Source organism: Ruegeria sp. AL12 (assembly GCF_056540885.1).
Genome location: NZ_JBQFXN010000001.1, coordinates 545,249 through 562,885, shown reverse-complemented (window position 1 = coordinate 562,885; position 17,637 = coordinate 545,249). Strand labels below are relative to the sequence as shown.

At 57.0% G+C, this 17,637-nt stretch carries 19 protein-coding genes; 8 read left to right on the top strand and 11 right to left on the bottom strand.

The features are described 5' to 3' along the window. The first annotated feature begins 284 nt into the window (after nt 1–284). The gene (locus tag ACR0C6_RS02810; protein ID WP_480618175.1) at nt 285–1,550 is read left to right on the top strand and encodes a DEAD/DEAH box helicase; all 1,266 of its coding nucleotides are present in this window, start codon (nt 285–287) and stop codon (nt 1,548–1,550) included. 81 nt (nt 1,551–1,631) lie between these two features. Here ACR0C6_RS02810 and mltG read toward each other — a convergent pair whose 3' ends face one another. The 7 genes from mltG to fabD all read right to left on the bottom strand — a co-directional run bounded on the left by mltG (nt 1,632) and on the right by fabD (nt 7,942). Then, nucleotides 1,632–2,789, bottom strand: coding sequence for an endolytic transglycosylase MltG (gene mltG / locus ACR0C6_RS02805; RefSeq protein WP_480445461.1), 1,158 nt, complete (start codon nt 2,787–2,789; stop codon nt 1,632–1,634). Continuing rightward, the gene (fabF, locus tag ACR0C6_RS02800) at nt 2,790–4,055 is read right to left on the bottom strand and encodes a beta-ketoacyl-ACP synthase II (protein ID WP_480445463.1); all 1,266 of its coding nucleotides are present in this window, start codon (nt 4,053–4,055) and stop codon (nt 2,790–2,792) included. Between the two features lie 183 nt (nt 4,056–4,238). Beyond that, nucleotides 4,239–4,982 (bottom strand): 1-(5-phosphoribosyl)-5-[(5-phosphoribosylamino)methylideneamino]imidazole-4-carboxamide isomerase, encoded by a 744-nt coding sequence (locus ACR0C6_RS02795; protein ID WP_152458328.1) that lies wholly within the window; start codon nt 4,980–4,982, stop codon nt 4,239–4,241. A gap of 123 nt (nt 4,983–5,105) precedes the next feature. Next, nucleotides 5,106–5,645 (bottom strand): GNAT family N-acetyltransferase, encoded by a 540-nt coding sequence (locus ACR0C6_RS02790; protein ID WP_480618173.1) that lies wholly within the window; start codon nt 5,643–5,645, stop codon nt 5,106–5,108. 138 nt (nt 5,646–5,783) lie between these two features. Continuing rightward, the gene (locus tag ACR0C6_RS02785) at nt 5,784–6,017 is read right to left on the bottom strand and encodes an acyl carrier protein (protein ID WP_008756330.1); all 234 of its coding nucleotides are present in this window, start codon (nt 6,015–6,017) and stop codon (nt 5,784–5,786) included. Nucleotides 6,018–6,223: 206 nt separating this feature from the next. Then, complete coding sequence (fabG, locus tag ACR0C6_RS02780; protein ID WP_480445467.1) at nt 6,224–6,961, bottom strand: 3-oxoacyl-[acyl-carrier-protein] reductase; 738 nt, start codon at nt 6,959–6,961, stop codon at nt 6,224–6,226. A 42-nt stretch (nt 6,962–7,003) separates the two neighbouring features. After that, entirely contained in the window at nt 7,004–7,942 is a 939-nt protein-coding gene (fabD, locus tag ACR0C6_RS02775) for an ACP S-malonyltransferase (RefSeq protein WP_171204964.1), read from the bottom strand. A gap of 174 nt (nt 7,943–8,116) precedes the next feature. On the opposite strand from fabD, the gene ACR0C6_RS02770 reads away from it, so the two are divergent. After that, on the top strand, nt 8,117–9,343 hold the full coding sequence (locus tag ACR0C6_RS02770) for a cytochrome b/b6 domain-containing protein (protein ID WP_171231423.1): 1,227 nt from the start codon (nt 8,117–8,119) through the stop codon (nt 9,341–9,343). A gap of 61 nt (nt 9,344–9,404) precedes the next feature. On the opposite strand, the gene ACR0C6_RS02765 is transcribed toward ACR0C6_RS02770, so the two are convergent. Beyond that, nucleotides 9,405–9,977: a YceI family protein gene (locus tag ACR0C6_RS02765; protein ID WP_152458333.1), complete on the bottom strand. Its 573-nt coding sequence runs from the start codon at nt 9,975–9,977 to the stop codon at nt 9,405–9,407. Between the two features lie 125 nt (nt 9,978–10,102). Further along, complete coding sequence (locus tag ACR0C6_RS02760) at nt 10,103–10,621, bottom strand: hypothetical protein (protein WP_171167615.1); 519 nt, start codon at nt 10,619–10,621, stop codon at nt 10,103–10,105. 283 nt (nt 10,622–10,904) lie between these two features. Here ACR0C6_RS02760 and rpsF point away from each other — a divergent pair, with 283 nt between their 5' ends. The 6 genes from rpsF to ACR0C6_RS02730 all read left to right on the top strand — a co-directional run bounded on the left by rpsF (nt 10,905) and on the right by ACR0C6_RS02730 (nt 14,690). Beyond that, nucleotides 10,905–11,258: a 30S ribosomal protein S6 gene (gene rpsF / locus ACR0C6_RS02755; RefSeq protein WP_152458335.1), complete on the top strand. Its 354-nt coding sequence runs from the start codon at nt 10,905–10,907 to the stop codon at nt 11,256–11,258. A gap of 28 nt (nt 11,259–11,286) precedes the next feature. Beyond that, on the top strand, nt 11,287–11,514 hold the full coding sequence (gene rpsR, locus ACR0C6_RS02750) for a 30S ribosomal protein S18 (protein ID WP_005608650.1): 228 nt from the start codon (nt 11,287–11,289) through the stop codon (nt 11,512–11,514). Nucleotides 11,515–11,526: 12 nt separating this feature from the next. After that, complete coding sequence (rplI, locus tag ACR0C6_RS02745) at nt 11,527–12,147, top strand: 50S ribosomal protein L9 (RefSeq protein WP_171115363.1); 621 nt, start codon at nt 11,527–11,529, stop codon at nt 12,145–12,147. Between the two features lie 157 nt (nt 12,148–12,304). Continuing rightward, a complete protein-coding gene (locus tag ACR0C6_RS02740; protein ID WP_480445470.1) occupies nt 12,305–12,790 on the top strand; it encodes a transglycosylase SLT domain-containing protein in 486 nt (161 codons plus the stop codon). Nucleotides 12,791–13,026: 236 nt separating this feature from the next. Beyond that, nucleotides 13,027–13,728 carry an autoinducer binding domain-containing protein gene (locus ACR0C6_RS02735; protein ID WP_152458337.1) on the top strand — a complete coding sequence of 234 codons (702 nt, stop codon included), beginning with the start codon at nt 13,027–13,029 and terminating at the stop codon, nt 13,726–13,728. A gap of 107 nt (nt 13,729–13,835) precedes the next feature. After that, on the top strand, nt 13,836–14,690 hold the full coding sequence (locus ACR0C6_RS02730; RefSeq protein ID WP_152458338.1) for an acyl-homoserine-lactone synthase: 855 nt from the start codon (nt 13,836–13,838) through the stop codon (nt 14,688–14,690). 100 nt (nt 14,691–14,790) lie between these two features. Here the strand turns inward: ACR0C6_RS02730 and tig are convergent, their stop codons facing one another. Beyond that, nucleotides 14,791–16,122, bottom strand: a complete 1,332-nt coding sequence (tig, locus tag ACR0C6_RS02725; protein ID WP_480618811.1) for a trigger factor — start codon at nt 16,120–16,122, stop codon at nt 14,791–14,793. Between the two features lie 184 nt (nt 16,123–16,306). Next, nucleotides 16,307–17,431 (bottom strand): porin, encoded by a 1,125-nt coding sequence (locus ACR0C6_RS02720; RefSeq protein WP_480618172.1) that lies wholly within the window; start codon nt 17,429–17,431, stop codon nt 16,307–16,309. Nucleotides 17,432–17,637: the final 206 nt, after the last annotated feature.

Below are 17,637 nucleotides of genomic sequence, written 5' to 3'. Positions count from 1 at the left end.
CAGTAGACCACCAGAAGGCTTGCCAGCGCTTGACATTTCATGGCGGAACCCTCATGTGCCCCACATCACAGCGCTGATGCGTGAGTTCAAGCGGACCTCGTCCGCCCCACAGCGCCAACTCATCATTCCAGTTCCCCATCACGCAGGGTTCTTGACGCGGCGGCCGGATGGCGCAGGATACGCCTGCTCGTCCCGAGGTCTCGCACAACCCCTGTCGGTCGCCAACGCGCGACCCTTCATGACCTGTCCGTGGGCCAACGCTCCGGGCTGCAAAGGATAGTTATTTGTTCGACTTTGATATGCTGGGCCTTGCCCCGGCACTGAACGAGGCACTCAAACGCGCCAATTTCACTCGACCCACCCCAATCCAGAACCAGGCGATTCCACTTGCTCTGAATGGTCACGACATTCTGGGACTGGCGCAAACCGGCACAGGAAAGACCTTGGCTTTTGGCCTGCCTCTGATCGATCACCTTCTGGCCCAACCCGGCAAGCCCGACCCGAAAACCGCCAAAGCACTGATCCTGGCGCCCACCCGCGAACTTGTGAATCAAATCGCCGACAGCCTCCGCACCTTGACGAAAGGCACCAAGCTGCGTGTGGCCACCGTTGTCGGTGGCCAATCGATCAACAAGCAGATAATGCTCCTTTCCCGTGGCACCGATATTCTGGTCGCCACACCGGGCCGCCTGATAGATCTGATGGAGCGGGGCGCGGTAAACCTCGGAGCGGTGCGCCATCTGGTGCTGGACGAAGCAGACCAGATGCTTGACCTGGGCTTTATCCATGCACTGCGAAAAATCGCTCCGGCGCTGGGCACCCCACGCCAAACCATGTTGTTTTCGGCCACCATGCCGAAGCAGATGGAAGAGCTCAGCCGCGCTTACCTGACCAACCCGCAGCGGGTGCAGGTCTCGCCTCCGGGCAAAGCCGCAGACAAGATTACACAATCTCTGCACTTCGTCTCCAAACCCGGGAAACCAGCCAAGCTGCGTGAAATCCTGTCGAAGGACATGGACGCCCTGACACTGGTCTTTACCCGCACCAAACATGGTGCGGAACGGCTGATGAAAGGGCTTGTGGCCGATGGCTACAACGCCGCATCCATCCACGGCAACAAAAGCCAGGGTCAGCGTGATCGCGCGATCAAGGCGTTCCGCGCGGGTGACATCAACATTCTGGTGGCCACCGACGTTGCCGCCCGAGGCATCGACATCCCGGGCGTCGCCTATGTGATCAACTTCGACCTGCCCGAGGTGCCTGACAACTACGTCCACCGTATCGGGCGCACCGCCCGCGCAGGGCGCGAGGGCGAAGCCATCGCCTTCTGTTCCGCGGAAGAAGTTGATCTGCTGCGCCAGATTCAAAAGCTGATGAAGATCGAGATTCCAGTTGCCAGTGGCGCGATGCCCGAAGCTGTGCAACCTGAAAAACCGGCGCGCCGCCCGAACAACCGTCGCCGGGGGTTCAAACCCAAATCCGCCGACGCGGGGTCAAAACCCGCAGCAAACAAACGGCGTCGCCCACGCGGCAAACGTCCGGCGGCCTAAGATCGGAACACAAAAAAGCCAACGCCGGTTCAATGACCGGCGTTGGCGCAACACGATGAACGAAACCATTTTTCGTTCAGATCAATTCCCCGAATTCTGCTCTGCCTCAATCTCGCGCCATTTGGCGACATTGCGATTATGCTCCTGCAAGGTTTCGGCAAATGCATGGCCGCCCGTGCCATCGGCAACGAAGAACACGAAATCCGTGTCATCCGGCGCAACAGCAGCTTCAAGGCTGGCCAAGCCCGGATTGGCAATCGGCGTCGGCGGCAAACCGTCTATCTGATAGGTGTTCCACGGGGTTGGTCGGTTCAGCTCGCTGCGGCGCAGCCCGCGTCCCAACGTGCCTTGCCCTTTGGTGACGCCATAGATGACGGTCGGGTCCGTCTGCAACCGCATCCCCTGTTTCAGCCGGTTCACAAAAACACTGGCCACTTGCCCGCGCTCTTCCGGAACTCCGGTTTCCTTTTCGATGATCGACGCAAGGATCAGCATTTCTTCGGGATTTTGCAGCGGCAACCCGTCCTGACGGCTTTCCCAAACGGCATTGATCCGCAATTGTTGCTTGTCCTGCATCGCCTGCAAAATGTCGTTACGGTCCTGGCCCGCCACAACATCGTAACTGTCAGGCGCCAGCATCCCTTCGGCCGGGATCTCGGTCACCTCACCTGTCAAAGCGTCGAACGCCTTCAACGCCTGTACCACCTGCCACGAGGTCACACCTTCGGCCAGCGACACGCGGTAACGGGTGTCCGCCTCGTTGCGTTTCTCGTCATAGGCCTCGGGCACCTCGTCTTCCAAGGGATCAAACGACGCGATTTCGACGAAATCCAGGGTCGCCGGGTTCAACTCGCGCACACGGGTCTGAGCACGCGTCACACCGATACGATACTCAATCTCGGATCCACAGGTGCTGGCACCGCTGCTGGTAATTTCGTCGATGATCTGCTCCATCGACGCGCCTTCCCGCACCAAAAAGCTGCCGGCTTTCAACTGCTGCGCCCGATCCGTGTAATCGGCGGCCATCCGAAAGATCGTGGCACTGCGGATCGCGCCCTGCTCTTCCAGTTCCTGACTGACACGTGTCATGTTCGATCCGCTTCTGACCTGAAGGCAGATCGCGGTTTCAAGCGGGCCTTCGGCCTTGTACTGGGTCTGCCCCCAAAGGATCAGTCCACCCATCAGGAACAGACCGACCACCAGAATGGTCAGCGCGTTCGAAGCAATGGCCCGCCACATTTAGTTGGCCTTTCCGAAGATCACGCTGGCATTGGTGCCGCCAAACCCGAACGAGTTCGACAGGGCCACGTTGATCTCACGCTCACGCTTGGTGTTCGGGGCCAGATCAATTGGTGTCTCCACCGCGGGGTTGTCCAGGTTGATCGTCGGAGGTGCGACCTGATCGCGGATCGCCAGAATCGAGAAGATTGCCTCGATCGCCCCCGCTGCACCCAAAAGGTGCCCGGTTGCCGATTTGGTCGACGTCATGGTGGCGTTCGCGGCGTGGTCTCCCAGCAGACGTTCGACCGCACCCAGTTCGATCGTATCCGCCATGGTCGAAGTGCCATGGGCGTTGATGTAGTCCAAGTCCTTCGGCTCCAGCCCGGCGCTGCGCAACGCGGCTTTCATCGAACGTTCTGCCCCGTCACCATCCTCGGACGGTGCCGTGATGTGATATGCGTCGCCCGACATGCCATAGCCCAGCACCTCGGCGTAGATCTTTGCACCGCGGGCCTTTGCGTGTTCATACTCTTCCAGGATGACGATGCCCGCACCTTCGCCCATGACGAATCCGTCGCGGTCAACGTCATAGGGTCGGCTGGCCGCCTTCGGGTTGTCTGCATATTTGGTCGACAACGCCTTGCATGCGTTGAACCCGGCGATGCCGATTTCGCAGATGCAGCCTTCGCCGCCACCTGCAACCATGACGTCTGCGTCACCTGCCCGAATGATACGGCTGGCGTCACCGATTGCATGGGCACCGGTGGAACACGCCGTCACGACCGAATGGTTCGGCCCTTTGAAGCCGTGCCGGATCGACACCTGACCTGATGCCAGGTTGATCAGAGCACCCGGAATAAAGAACGGTGAAACCCGGCGCGGGCCCTTGTCGCGGATCAGATTGGCGGTATTCGCGATCGAACCCAACCCCCCGATGCCAGAACCGATCAGAACACCCGTTCGCAGGCGGTCCTCTTCATCTTCCGGCAACCAGTTCGCATCCTTGCAGGCCATTTCCGCGGCTGCGATGGAATACAGGATAAAGTCCTCGATCTTGCGCTGCTCTTTCGGCGGCATCCAGTCATCGGGATTGAAGGTCCCGTTGGTTCCGTCCCCGCGGGGCACTTCACAGGCGTAGGTCGTGGCGACACCACTGCCTTCCGCATCAAAATGCGTGATGGGACCAGCGCCGGACTCTCCGTCCAGCAGCCGCGACCAGGTTTCCTCGACCCCGCTGGCCAAAGGAGTGACCAATCCAAGACCGGTTACAACGACTCTGCGCATGAAGTGCCTCTTGCCTGCTTCCTGTTATGAGAACCGCTCTTACCCCGGCCCGGGGTGCGGGGGCAAGAGCAACGGCGATTTCAGGCGGGCTTCCCGCCGCCGGGCAACCGAAGCAGTACCGCTGTGGGTTACGGAAATCGGTGCCCGCCCTTTCACGGATCCGGTTGAAAGGGCGAAGCGTATTTATTGGAACTGTGCCACCGGCTCATGCGCCGATTTTGCCATTTCCAGTGCATCCGTCAGATCAAGTGTCTTGCGAAACAGTGCACGCCCCACGATTGCACCCGAGATATTGGGAATATAGGCCAGCCGCGAGATGTCATCCGCGGTACGTACAACCCCGCTTGCTATCACCGGGGTGCGCGAATGGCTGGCAAGTCCCGAGATCAGGCCAAGCTGAGCCTCGACGTCCTCCATATCGCTGTCGATATCCGTCACCACGATAGCAGCAAATGGCGCTCCTTCGAATGCATCGATAAACGCTTCGGGCGTGAATACGCTTTGGCTGCGCCAGCCATCCGTCATTACATAACCTTGCCAGACATCGACCGACAGCACGATTTGATCCGGGTAGAGCGTGGCCAATTCCTTGACCAGTTTCGGCTCGCGCGCTGCCAGCGTCCCGATCACGACGCGACCGACGCCCTTGTCGATCCAGCGTTCGACCTGTTCGCGGGTCCGCATACCCCCCGCCAACTGAACCGGGATTTCGGCAGCGCGGATAATCTCTTCAATCAATTCGACGTTGGTATCCTTGCCTTCGATCGCGTCGAAATCGGTCAGATGCATCCATTCGGCACCCGCTTCCGCCCAGCTTCGCGCTGTTTCGACTGGGTTTACATGCCAAATCATAGCGTTGTCCAAACGACCTTTGTCCAACGTGACACACCGGCCGTTCTGCAATTCCATAGTGGGGTATATCCTCATGAGCTTGGTCCTCCGCTCAATCGCTCTGAAAATCCCCGGAAGCATACACCTTGAACGCCCTCCCAATATCACCGGGATCGGCACAGTTTGGCCATTTTGCGGCATAGTGTCGAAGTGGCGGATTTACGCGAGCGCCGGTGGCCCGTTGCGCCGAAGCAAATGCACCGGGGTTTCATTATACACCCCTTCCCGCATCAATACATAGCCCAGCTTTTTGGCAAGTTTCTGCGACGAGGCGTTGGACGCATTCACCATCGCAACCAAAGGCCCGGGAATCACCCGGTCAAACCAGTCATGCGCTGCCTTGGCCGCCTCATACCCCAGGCCCTGCCCCTGCGCCTCGGGCGCCAGAACCCAGCCCGCCTCGGGAAAGCCGTCGAAATCATCGCCCATCTGACGGTTTCCGTAAAAGAAACCGGCCTGTCCGATCAGCTTTCGATTCGATTGTTGCAGCACACCCCATTGTCCAAACCCGGCCATGTGCCAATGCCCGGCATTGCGCAAAAAGGAATCCCATGCCTCTCCGCGCGATCGGGGTGAGCCGCCAACATGCTGAACGACGCACGGATCTCTCCAGATCTCGGCGAACCGGTCAAAGTCCTCCGGGCGCATGGCACACAGCGTCAAACGCGCGGTATTTATCATGGGAGTGGATCTTATCATGCCCTGTCCACTTTGAATTTTGCCTCAATGGAAACAGTGCGCATCCGAAAATGCACGCGCAAGCATGAATTTTGAGCGGGCATAAAAAAACGGCGCCTCCGTTGCTCGGAAGCGCCGCTTTTGATCAGAAGGAAACGCTTAGGACGCTTCACTGATGAATTTGACCGCGTCGCCGAAGGTCTGGATGGTCTCGGCTGCGTCATCGGGGATTTCGATGCCGAACTCTTCTTCGAAGGCCATGACCAGTTCAACGGTGTCCAGGCTGTCTGCGCCCAGATCATCGATGAAGGACGCGTTTTCCGCGACTTTGTCTTCTTCAACACCCAGGTGCTCAACAACGATCTTCTTAACGCGATCTGCGACGTCGCTCATGTCTATTCCTCATTCCTTTACAGGGCGGTCTGCCCGATTCTGCCCTTGCCCGCACGGGTTGGCTTTGATTTGCCCGTTTCGGGCGGTTTGGGTCCCGGCGAACCGGGAAGTCGAAGGCCGACCTGAACAACCGGCCCCGCATAGATGCGCCGCCTATAGCATAGTCGACGCAAGAGGCAAACGCTTTCGCGCTGCCCCTGTGGCGATCACAACATGGCCATACCACCGTTCACATGCAAGGTGCTTCCGGTAACATAACCCGCTTCGGCGCTGGCAAGATACAGAACAGCCGCTGCAATTTCTTCGGGTTCACCCATGCGGCCCGCCGGAACCTTGAGCAACAGACCCTTTTTCTGCTCCTCGGTCAGCTTCTCGGTCATTGCAGTCGTGATAAAACCTGGTGCCACGGCATTCACGGTAATTCCGCGCGTTGCCACTTCGTGAGCCAAAGCCTTGGAAAACCCTATCATCCCGGCTTTTGACGCAGCATAGTTGGCCTGCCCCGGGTTGCCAATTGCGGCCACCACGGACGAGACATTCACGATCCGGCCCCAGCGTGACTTCATCATGCCGCGGATCACACCTTTGCACAGTTTCATCGTCGAGGTCATGTTCACGTCAATCACGCTCTGCCATTCCTCATCGGACATGCGCATGAACAGGTTGTCGCGCGTGATACCCGCATTGTTCACCAGGATATCCACCGATCCCATCGCCTCGGCCGCTTGCTTTGGCAACGCTTCTACGGCTTCCGGATCGCTCAGATTGCAAGGCAACACATGCGCGCGTTCGCCCAGTTCGTCTGCCAGAGCCTGCAATGGCTCGACTCGTGTACCGGACAATCCGACCGCTGCGCCAGCACCGTGCAACGCACGTGCAATGTCGCCTCCGATACCGCCCGAAGCACCGGTGATCAGCGCATTTTTACCTGTCAAATCAAACATTCGGTTTTCCTCTTGGTGCGTCGGCCACGACGCTTTTTGAGCTTACGATTCGGCCTGAATGGCCTTTTGAACATCTTCCGGTGTGCCCACTGCCTTGCCTGCAATGGCACGATCGATCTTGCGGATCATGCCGGACAACGCTTTGCCGGCACCGATTTCCCACGTTTCAGTCACGCCCTGCGCGGCCATGAACTGAACGCTTTCGCGCCAGCGAACCGACCCCGTCACCTGTTCCACCAGTAACTGACGTATCAGATCCGGATCACTGACGGCTTCGGCGCGCACATTGGCCACCAAAGGCACGGAAGGCGCCTTAATCTCGACGGCAGCAAGCGCTTCCGCCATGACATCTGCCGCAGGCTGCATCAGCGCACAGTGAAATGGAGCACTTACAGGCAACATAACAGCACGTTTTGCGCCTTTTTCCTTGGCAATCTCGGCGGCACGCTCCACGGCAGCCTTGGAACCGGACACAACGACCTGGGTTGGATCATTGTCATTGGCAGCCTGACAGACCTGCCCCTGCGCGGCTTCTTCTGCAACGGCGCGCACCGCCTCCAGATCCAATCCAAGAATGGCCGCCATTGCGCCCTCGCCCACCGGTACGGCACTTTGCATCGCCAGACCGCGGGTGCGCAGCAAGCGCGCGGTGTCCGCGACCGACAAAGCCCCCGCAGCCGCAAGGGCCGAGTATTCACCCAAGGAATGACCCGCCACAAAAGCCGCCTGACCAACCGAAACGCCTTCGGCTTCCAGCGCACGCATTGCCGCCATGGATGTCGCCATAAGAGCCGGCTGGGCATTCTGAGTCAGCGTCAAGTCGGCGATATCGCCTTCCCAGATCACGCTGCTCAGCTTCTCTCCCAGTGCCTCGTCCACCTCATCGAAGACGGCCTGCGCCGCCGGATAGGCATCGGCCAGTGCTTTGCCCATACCGATGGTCTGGGCGCCCTGCCCCGGAAAAACGAACGCGAGTGTCATTGCAACCTCATGGATGATGTCAGGTTGCGGCGGGGTGTAAACTGACTGATCGTCTGGCACAAGCACTGCCTGTGTTCTGCATTCTGGCACCTTGGCTGTGCACAAGCGCTTACTTGTGCCGACTTCCGATAACCTTAACTTGGGCGCAGCACAGAATCTCGGAGCGTTGCACCCATGGCCTCGACCAATTCCTTCTCAAGCTACGGAAGTGTCGCAAAGACGTTTCACTGGCTCACCGCGTTGCTGATCTTCACGGCCCTGCCGCTCGGCTGGATCGCGGACAACCTGGCCCATGCCGTATTGCATGCCTCCACAGCCCCAAGCGAGGCCGAAATCGCACGCGCGGCGCGCATGTTCTCATTGCACAAAACCGTAGGCGTCACCGTGTTCTTCGTTGCTTTGGCTCGGATAATGTGGGCCTTCACGCAAACCAAGCCCGGCCTGCTGAATGCCGACAACAAGCCCGAGGCTTTTGCCGCCGAAACTGTCCACTGGCTTCTTTATGGGTCATTGGTGCTTGTGCCACTGACCGGTTGGGTGCACCACGCCGCAACCGAAGGGTTTGCTCCAATCCTCTGGCCCTTCGGCCAAAACCTGCCTTTTGTACCGAAATCAACCATTGTGGCCGAGGTGACAGGCGTTCTGCATTGGCTGTTCATGTGGACGCTCGTCGGCGCGCTGGTCCTGCATGTTGCCGGAGCGTTGAAGCATCACGTCATAGACAAAGACAGCACGTTGCGCAGGATGTTGCCGGGTGGGTCAGATGCACCGGAGCCTCCACACCAGCATCATTCCCTTGTGCCCGCCGTCGCCGCGGTGGCCGTTTGGGCGCTTGTCCTCACCGGCGGCTGGGTCTCTGGCGAATTTGCGCGTGAGGCCGACGATGATGACGCCGACGTCCAACTGGCCGAAGTGCAATCAGACTGGCAGGTTCAGAACGGCACCCTTTCCATCACGATTTCCCAATTGGGCAGCCCGGTCACCGGCTCGTTTTCTGACTGGACAGCCGCAATTGCTTTTGACGACCCGGCCGAGCCTGGTCCGGCCGGGTCCGTCGAGGTCACGATCGCAATAGGTTCTCTCAGCCTCGGAACCGTAACCGAACAGGCCATGGGTGCGGATTTCTTCAACAACGCCCAGTTTCCGACGGCCCAGTTCGCGGCTGACCTTTTCAAAACCGAAAGCGGATATGAGGCACGCGGACCACTGACAATCCGCGACAAGACGATCGATATTATACTCCCGTTTTCACTGGACCTTCAGGACGACACCGCGACCATGACAGGCTCGGTTGATCTGAACAGGTTGGATTTCGGCATCGGCGCATCGCAGCCCACCGAAGATTCGCTCGGCTTCACCGTCACAGTCGCTGTGGAACTCGCCGCGTCCCGCAGTCAGTGATGCCAAATACATACCGCCGGTGACAGGATCACCGGCGGTTTTCGTGTTCGCCGTCTTGCGCTTATTCGGCTTTTTGCGCTTCGACCGAGATCTGCACCTGCACTTCGTCACTGACAAACGGTGCGAACTGGCCCAGATCAAATTCACTGCGGACAAGGGTCGTGGTGGCGTCGAAACCGGCCCATGGCTTGTTCGCCATTGGATGGGTATCAACCTTGTTCAGTTTGGCATCCAGAACAACGGATTTGGTCACGCCGTTCATGGTGAGGTCGCCGGTGATCTTGGCAGTGTTTTCACCCGTAACTTCGATACCCGTCGAGGTAAAGGTGATCAGATCGCCCTCGGTCGCACCAAAGAAATCTTCGGTCATGAAGTGATCTTCGCGCGGCTTCCAGCCGGTGAACATCTCCAATACCGGCATCGACACGCTCACGCTGGAGGCGGCGGGATTTTCCTGATCAAACATGATCTCGCCCTCAAAGCCCGAGAACATGCCGGTTGTGGTTGAAAAGCCCAGGTGGTCATAGCTGAAGACAACCTGGCTGTGGCTCGGGTCCAGCACGTATTTCTCGGCGCTGGCGAATGCCGTGGTCGCCGATACGGCCAGTGCAGCAGCAAGAAGGGTGGATTTCATAACAATCTCCGCGTTTTTGTGAACGCAACCCGGCAGGGTTGCTCACAAACAAAATGTGCCGCCTGTCGGCGGCACACAACCTTTTTCGAGTCACAACATCTGTTCCTTTTTGAACAGAATAAAGTTCAGCCGAAAATTGTTACGCTCTTGCTCAGTTGCCCTTTCAGCGCTCGGCTGACATCCGCCGATTCAAGGGGCAGCTTCATCAAAAGGCTCCCGTCCACATCAAACAAGTGGACTTCGTTTTCTTCAAAACGCGCACCACCCAGCGATTCATAGCTGCGGCGCAGCACCGTCTGAGGGCGCCCGTCTTCGTTCTTTTGCAGAACACGGACTTCGCGGCGGATCGGATCGAAATAGGCATCCGGGCGCTGATCAAGAACTTCGATCGTCAGCAAACTGACACCGACGATCAGAAACAGCATGGATGCCACCATCTTGATCGGCCAGACATCTGCACCCACGATCGAACCTGGCATCAGCCACATCGAAAACGCCGAAAAGATCAAGAACGCTCCTACCAACCGCGCCAGGATCAAACGGGCCTTCCAGTTTGGCGCGAAGGCAATCATTACCGGCACCGAATGCTCAAAGCGCGAGCCCGCCGCCTCTTCCCGGTATGTGTTTGTATTGGTCGCGGTCATAACACTTCACCTTTTATCAGGTTACTGTCGAATTTCTGTTTGGTCCGGGTAACGTCCGGTATGCAAAACAACTTTGAGCCGAAAAGCGTCAGCATTTGGGCGGCCCAAAGGAAATTGGGCGGCGTCTCAAAGGCATATGTGGCGGGGCTTGCTCCTGCGGTTCAAACGTGTATACGGGGCCATCCTTCGCAATCAGATGAATCGCGCAGCCTCTCGTGGCAGGGTCGCGAAGGACCGGATGGCCCCGCCTATGAAATGCGCCTTGACATAAACAGGAGTGCACATGCCACTGTATGAGCATGTAATGATCGCGCGTCAGGATCTGTCCAACGCGCAGGCGGAAAGCCTCGTCGAACATTTCGGCACCGTTCTGGCTGACAACGGCGGCAAGCTGGTTGATAGCGAGTACTGGGGCGTCAAGACGATGGCCTACAAGATCAACAAGAACCGCAAGGGCCACTACGCCTTCCTGAAAACCGATGCGCCCTCGGGTGCGGTTCAGGAAATGGAACGCCTGATGCGCCTGCATGATGACGTCATGCGCGTTCTGACCATCAAGGTTGACGGTCACGAAGACGGCCCGTCGGTTCAGATGCAGAAGCGTGACGAACGTGGCGACCGCCGCGAGCGTCGTTGATCACCGCCTGAGGAAAGGACACTAAACCATGGCCGCAAAACCATTTTTCCGCCGCCGCAAGGTCTGCCCGTTCTCGGGTGAGAACGCGCCAAAAATCGACTACAAGGACACCCGTCTGCTACAACGCTACATCTCTGAGCGCGGCAAGATCGTTCCTTCGCGCATTACCGCCGTTTCGGCGAAAAAGCAGCGTGAACTGGCCCGTGCTATCAAGCGCGCCCGCTTCCTCGCCCTGCTGCCCTACGCTGTGAAGTAAGGAGAGACTGACATGCAAGTTATCCTGCTGGAACGCGTTGCGAAACTGGGTCAGATGGGCGACGTCGTTGACGTCAAGCCCGGCTACGCCCGCAACTTCCTGCTGCCTCAGGGCAAAGCTCTGAGCGCCTCGGACGCCAACATCGCGTCGTTCGAAGCCCAGAAAGCGCAGCTTGAGGCACGCAACCTGGAAACCAAGAAAGAAGCTGAAGCACTGGCTGAAAAGCTGGACGGACAGCAGTTCATCGTGATTCGCTCGGCATCGGATGCTGGCGCTCTGTACGGCTCGGTCACCCCGCGTGACGCCGCAGAGGCTGCAACCGAAGCTGGTTTCACCGTCGACAAAAAGCAGGTTGTTCTGGTCAATCCGATCAAGGAACTGGGCCTGCACTCGGTTGCAGTCAAGCTGCACCCCGAAGTCGAAGTTGAAATCAAGATGAACGTGGCGCGTTCGGAAGAAGAAGCTGAACTTCAGGCCTCGGGCAAATCGATCCAGGAACTGGCCGCCGAAGAAGAAGCAGCCGCTGAATTCGAGATCGCCGAACTGTTCGACGACATCGGCTCGGCCGCGTCCGAGGACGAAGAGCTGGCTCCGGAAGCCGCTCCTGCCGAGGAAGACGAAGCCAAAGCCTGATCCGGCAAGGTTTCGAACACAACAAAGGCCGTGCTTCAAGCGCGGCCTTTTTTCTTGTCTCCGAGCCAAACCAGCAAATTTTAGCCCAACTCCATCCATAATCTTGCAGCCAAATACTCAGGCCATATCATTGCAACTCGAAACCCCGGAGAAACTTATGCCCCTGTTCACCCGTCGCAATCTCATGGCACTCTTGCTGACAGCCCCGTTGGTTGCCTGCGGTGCAGGAGAAGTCTCCAAGGCAGAGACACAACAATTCAATCCTCCGCTCTATCCAAACGAAACGCCAGAACTTCGCGCGTCGATCAACAAATGGGCGGACCACTACGAGCTTCCGCGAGAGCTTGTTCACAAGCTTGCTATTCGTGAAAGCACGCATCGCCCCTGGGCGGTCAACCGGCCCTATTATGGGTTGTTGCAAATCCTTCCGGCCACCGCACGATCCATGGGATACACCGGAAACGCCAAAGGTCTATTGGACGCGGACACCAACCTTGAGTTCGCCGGGAAATACCTTCGTGGCGCCTGGCTTCTGGCTGACGGCAACCAGGATCGGGCCATATTTCTTTATGCCAAGGGCTTTTACCCCGAGGCCAAAGCGCGCGGATTGTTGGTGGAAACTGGGCTGAAACCCGCCAACTGACGGTGATTAGCGTCAGAAAGCCGCGTGAAATTAGCACTTTTTGCCGAATAGTGACAAAAATGTTCTATTGAATGTCTCATTATTTGGAATTGCGCAGACAATTAGTACCTCGCCTTGTCATGTTTAGGAAAGTATGGTGTTCTGGCTCGGTGAGGTAAACGGGTTCCACTCTGTGTTATATGCATGCTCGACGACACCATCGGGCTGTAAGATGGGCCGCAGCTGGTAGGCACCACATGGAAATTGTCGATCTGAGCACTCTGCCGGATTCAGAAGTTCGATACACCGAATTTCTAAGGCAAATCTGTGAGAAGCATGATATGGATCATGCTGCTTATGCTGGCATGAACCCTGCTGCCGGCACGGTTGCCGGCTTTGTTACCTACGACGACGCCTGGAATGAGCACTACCAAAACCAGGGTCTGATCATGATTGATCCGACCATCCATATGGCCCGCCGCAGCATCGCGCCAGTGGATTGGAGCCGACTTGAGCGCAGCCCCGACTTCCAACGTGTATTCCGGGATGCCCATGATTTTGGATTGCCAAACCAAGGCGTTACAATTCCCGTGCGCGGTCCCTACGGAGATATCGGCCTGCTGAGCGCAACGCGCAATTGCAGCAAAGAGGAATGGCGCAAGCTATACACGCATGTCATTAGTGACTTGCAATCGATGGCAGTGCACATCCATGACAACGTGGTTTCCTCAGACGAATTGACCAGCGCGCTGTATCATCCAACACTTTCCAGACGTGAGACAGAGATCTTGCAGTGGGTTGCGGCAGGGAAATCGCAACAGGACATCGGCGATATTTTGTCCATTTCACACCGAACCGTAGAAGTGCACTTGCGTTCCAGTCGAGAAAAGCTTAGTGCGCTGACCACTCCTCAGGCCGTTGGCCGGGCGATTGCAATTGGGCTTATTACCCCAAGTTAAACAAAAAAAACGCAAAATTTCGCCAAAATACGGGAAACCCCCAATAGAAAAATCCCCTGTGTCCGGTAACGTCTAAGTTACCGAATAACCACTCGAAGGGGGAAGAAATGATCATCGTGGTAGATGGCCTGAACAGACATATGTTCAGCGAAGTTCTTGATGAAATGTTCGAGTTGAGAGCACGAGTTTTTGGCGAACGCCTGGGATGGGACGTCAACATTGAAGATGGCAAAGAGATCGACGAGTTCGATCACCTGGACCCGGCATATGTAATCGGACTCGACGATGAGGGGAATGTCGTCGCAGCCGTGCGTGCCCTCCAGACCACCGGACCACACATGTTGTCGGATGTCTTCTCGGCGATCCTTTGCGGCGAAGCACCACTTCGCAGTGCGACCATGTGGGAATCGACCCGGTTCTGCGTCGACACGCAACGGCTCACGCGTGGCAAAGAAAAGAACTCGGTCTCCTACGCGACTTGCGAGTTGATGATCGGATCTTTGGAATATGCGAAAAATGCAGGTATTCAGGACATCATCACCGTGATTGATCCGGTCATGGATCGGGTGTTGAAGCGTTCGAATTGCGCGCCTTACGACTATGTCGGTAAGACAGTTCCAATGGGCAAGGTTCACGCATTGGCCGCTCTGCTGGACTGCACCGAAGAACGTATCGCCGGCCTGCGTGAATTTGCGGGCATTCACAACGACGTATTTATGGACGAAGAAGAAGCGTTGGCTCTGTTCGCCGCTAAGAAAGCCGCAGCACAGAACCCCGCGAACCAGGATCACAAACCACTCACCGATCTCGAGAAATATTTTGTGGAACAGATGAGCGCCGCAAAAACAGAAGCTGAACGGCAGGATGTTCTCAAGCTGATCGAAGCGCTCACGGATACGTTCACGCCAGAGCAAAGAACCGCTCTTTTGGAAACCCCCCGTGCTTTTGCTCATGAGGCCTGACCCCCTCACCTCATAGATACAAAAGCCACCCATGCGGAGCCGTCTGATTGCAGGCGGCTCCGTTTTTTGCCTCTTCTTCTGACGAAGGGAAGGAAGAGGATTACTCCTCTTCCAGTGCCTCAACGGCTTTCTGCAGGTCGTCCTTGCTGACTTCCTTGTCAGTGACCTGAGCCAGCTCCAAAACGTAATCCACAACCTTGTCTTCAAAGATCGGCGCACGCAGCTGCTGTTGCATCTGTGCGTTCTGTTGAACGAACTCGAAGAACTGACGTTCCTGACCCGGGTACTGACGTGCCTGGTTCATGATCGCCTGTGTCATCTCAGCGTCGGTAACTTCAACCTCCGCCTTCTGGCCCAGTTCAGCCAGCAACAGGCCCAGACGCACGCGGCGCTCGGCCAGCTTGGTGTGCTCGTCTGTGGGCTCGATCGGGTCATGGTCGTGGCCCTCGACTTCTGGGTTTTCTTCGTGCCACAGCTGATGCGCAATCTGCTTGGCCTCGGCTTCAACCAGCGACGGCGGCAGATCGAACGACACCTTCTCGTCCAGCGCATCCAGCAAAGCGCGCTTGATCACGGCGCGCGATGCACCTGCATATTCAGCTTCCAGGCGCTCTGCGATCTGGCTTTTCAAGGCTTCAAGATCTTCGGCACCAAATTTTTTAGCCAGTTCGTCGTTCACTTCCGCAGCAACCGGTTCTTTAACTTCCTTGATGGTGCAGGTGAAAACAGCGTCTTTGCCAGCAAGATGCTCGGCGCCGTACTCTTCAGGGAACGTAACGTTGACGTCCTTTACTTCTTCGGCTTTCACGCCAACCAGTTGCTCTTCGAAGCCGGGGATGAAGCTGTTCGAGCCCAGAACCAGCGGGTAATCCTCTGCCGAACCACCTTCGAATTCCTCGCCGTCAACCTTGCCGACGAAATCGAACACGATCTGGTCGCCGTCCTTGGCTTTTGACCCCTTGCGGCGCGCTTTGAAATCCTGAGCGGTTTCCGCAAGATTGTTCAGCGCTTCTTCAACGGCTGCTTCATCAGCCTTGACGATCAGTTTTTCCAACTCGACCGATTTCAGATCAACTTCTGGGATCGCTGGCAGCGCCTCGTAAGACATGGCGACTTCTACGTCATCGCCTTCTTTCCAGTCCTCATTGGTCATCTTGACCTCGGGCTGAAGCGCGGGGCGGTCACCGCTGTCTTCGAAATGCTTGTTCATGGCGCCGTCGATGGTTTCCTGCATCGCCTCGCCCAACAGGCGCTGGCCGAACTGCTTTTTCAGCAGCGCCATGGGCACCTTGCCTTTACGGAAACCTTTCATTTCGATTTCCGGCTGCGCTTCGGTCAGCTTTTCATTGACCTTTTCGTCCAGCTCGGCTGCTGACACAACGATGTTGTAGCCACGTTTCAGACCTTCGTTCAGCGTCTCGGTAACCTGCATTATGGTAGTCCCCATAGGATTCGGGGCGCGCAAATAGGGCGCGCCGGGCAAATTTGAAGCCTTCTATTTGCCCTGCCGCCCGCGTGCAAGAGGCAAAGGCTGAATCCAGTGGTATTTGATCGCCTAAACCGCAAAAAAGAACGCCCCGGAAACCGGGGCGCTCGCACTTGTTCCAGCCAGACAATCAGAACTTCCAGCGTGCGCCCAGAACCCATGCTTCGTTGTTGTCGAATGACGAGCCGTCATCGAAATCGTGGTTGCGGTATTTCAGATAAACATCCGTGTTGATCGGCTCGACTTTTTGCACGACCGCGATACCCCAAGCTTTGGTGTCAGAACCGTTGCTCTGGAAATCCGAGCCATCATAATAGTCGATACCGACACCGGTCTTGCCCCAGGACACCCAGTTGCCTTCGTACGAGATCTTACCGTACCAATAGTTCGGATCCGTGGCACCGGCCTGATCATCGTCGCGCGTACCGCCCGCAATCGTAAAGCCCAACCCGCTGGGAAGCAGGACGGAAGCGGAACCGATCGTATCTTTGCGATCCCCCGAATTGTTATCCCGGTCTCTTACCGAATAGGCAACGGCTGCAGCGAACTCCACACCACCGGCAAAAGTGTTTTCGTAAAACAGACCGACGTCATAATAGTCGTCGTCGTCGCTGCTGGACAAAATGTTCTGACCATAAGCGAATCCGGCGGAGAACCCATTGAACGTTGGCGTATCATACCGCACACGACCACGCCGCGCGCCATCAAAGTTGCTGGAACTGTCACCAACCGTAATACCGCTCAGCATTCCGGTCGTGTCGCGATAGAAGAACCCTGCGTTTTCATCGTTGGTAAACGAATACAGCGCGGTTCCGACATATGACAGATCAACCTCTGCGGCACCATCGGCGACCATGCTGCCCTGACCTGCCGAAAACTTGCCGTAGCCACCTTTCAGCGAGAAATCCACATGTCGAATGTCTTCGCGATTCCATCCATCTGCGTTGGTTCCGAATTGATCGGCAGACGCCGAACCCGGCAGGCCAAGGCCTGTTTCAAACCAAAACTGGAATTCGTTGCTTCCATATGGCTGCACAAGTCGCAGGCCAACACGGCTGTTCGACAGATCGTTGTCGAGAACACGGGTCTCGGTGTCCTGTCCGTCATCCACCGAGATCAAGGCGGGGTGCAACTGTCCATACAGCAGCACATATCCGCCACTATTGTTTTCGTATTTCATTTCCGCCACAGCCGGGATGGCGGTCGTCGCAGTCAGAACAGCGGCTACTGATATCGGTTTGATGTTAAGGGTCATTTCACTCACCATGAAAGGTTCGGGGTTCAGATACTGTCCATTTGTTTACGAACTGCGAGCGTTCCAGTGGCCCGCATTCGCTCCCTCGCAAACATTGCAAATTCGCAACATGGCATGTCAAAAAACAGGTCATTTCGCATTTTATATCATACAGTTACGAATCCATTCGAAAATCCGCGGCACCGTGTGCAAATAAATTGTGACGT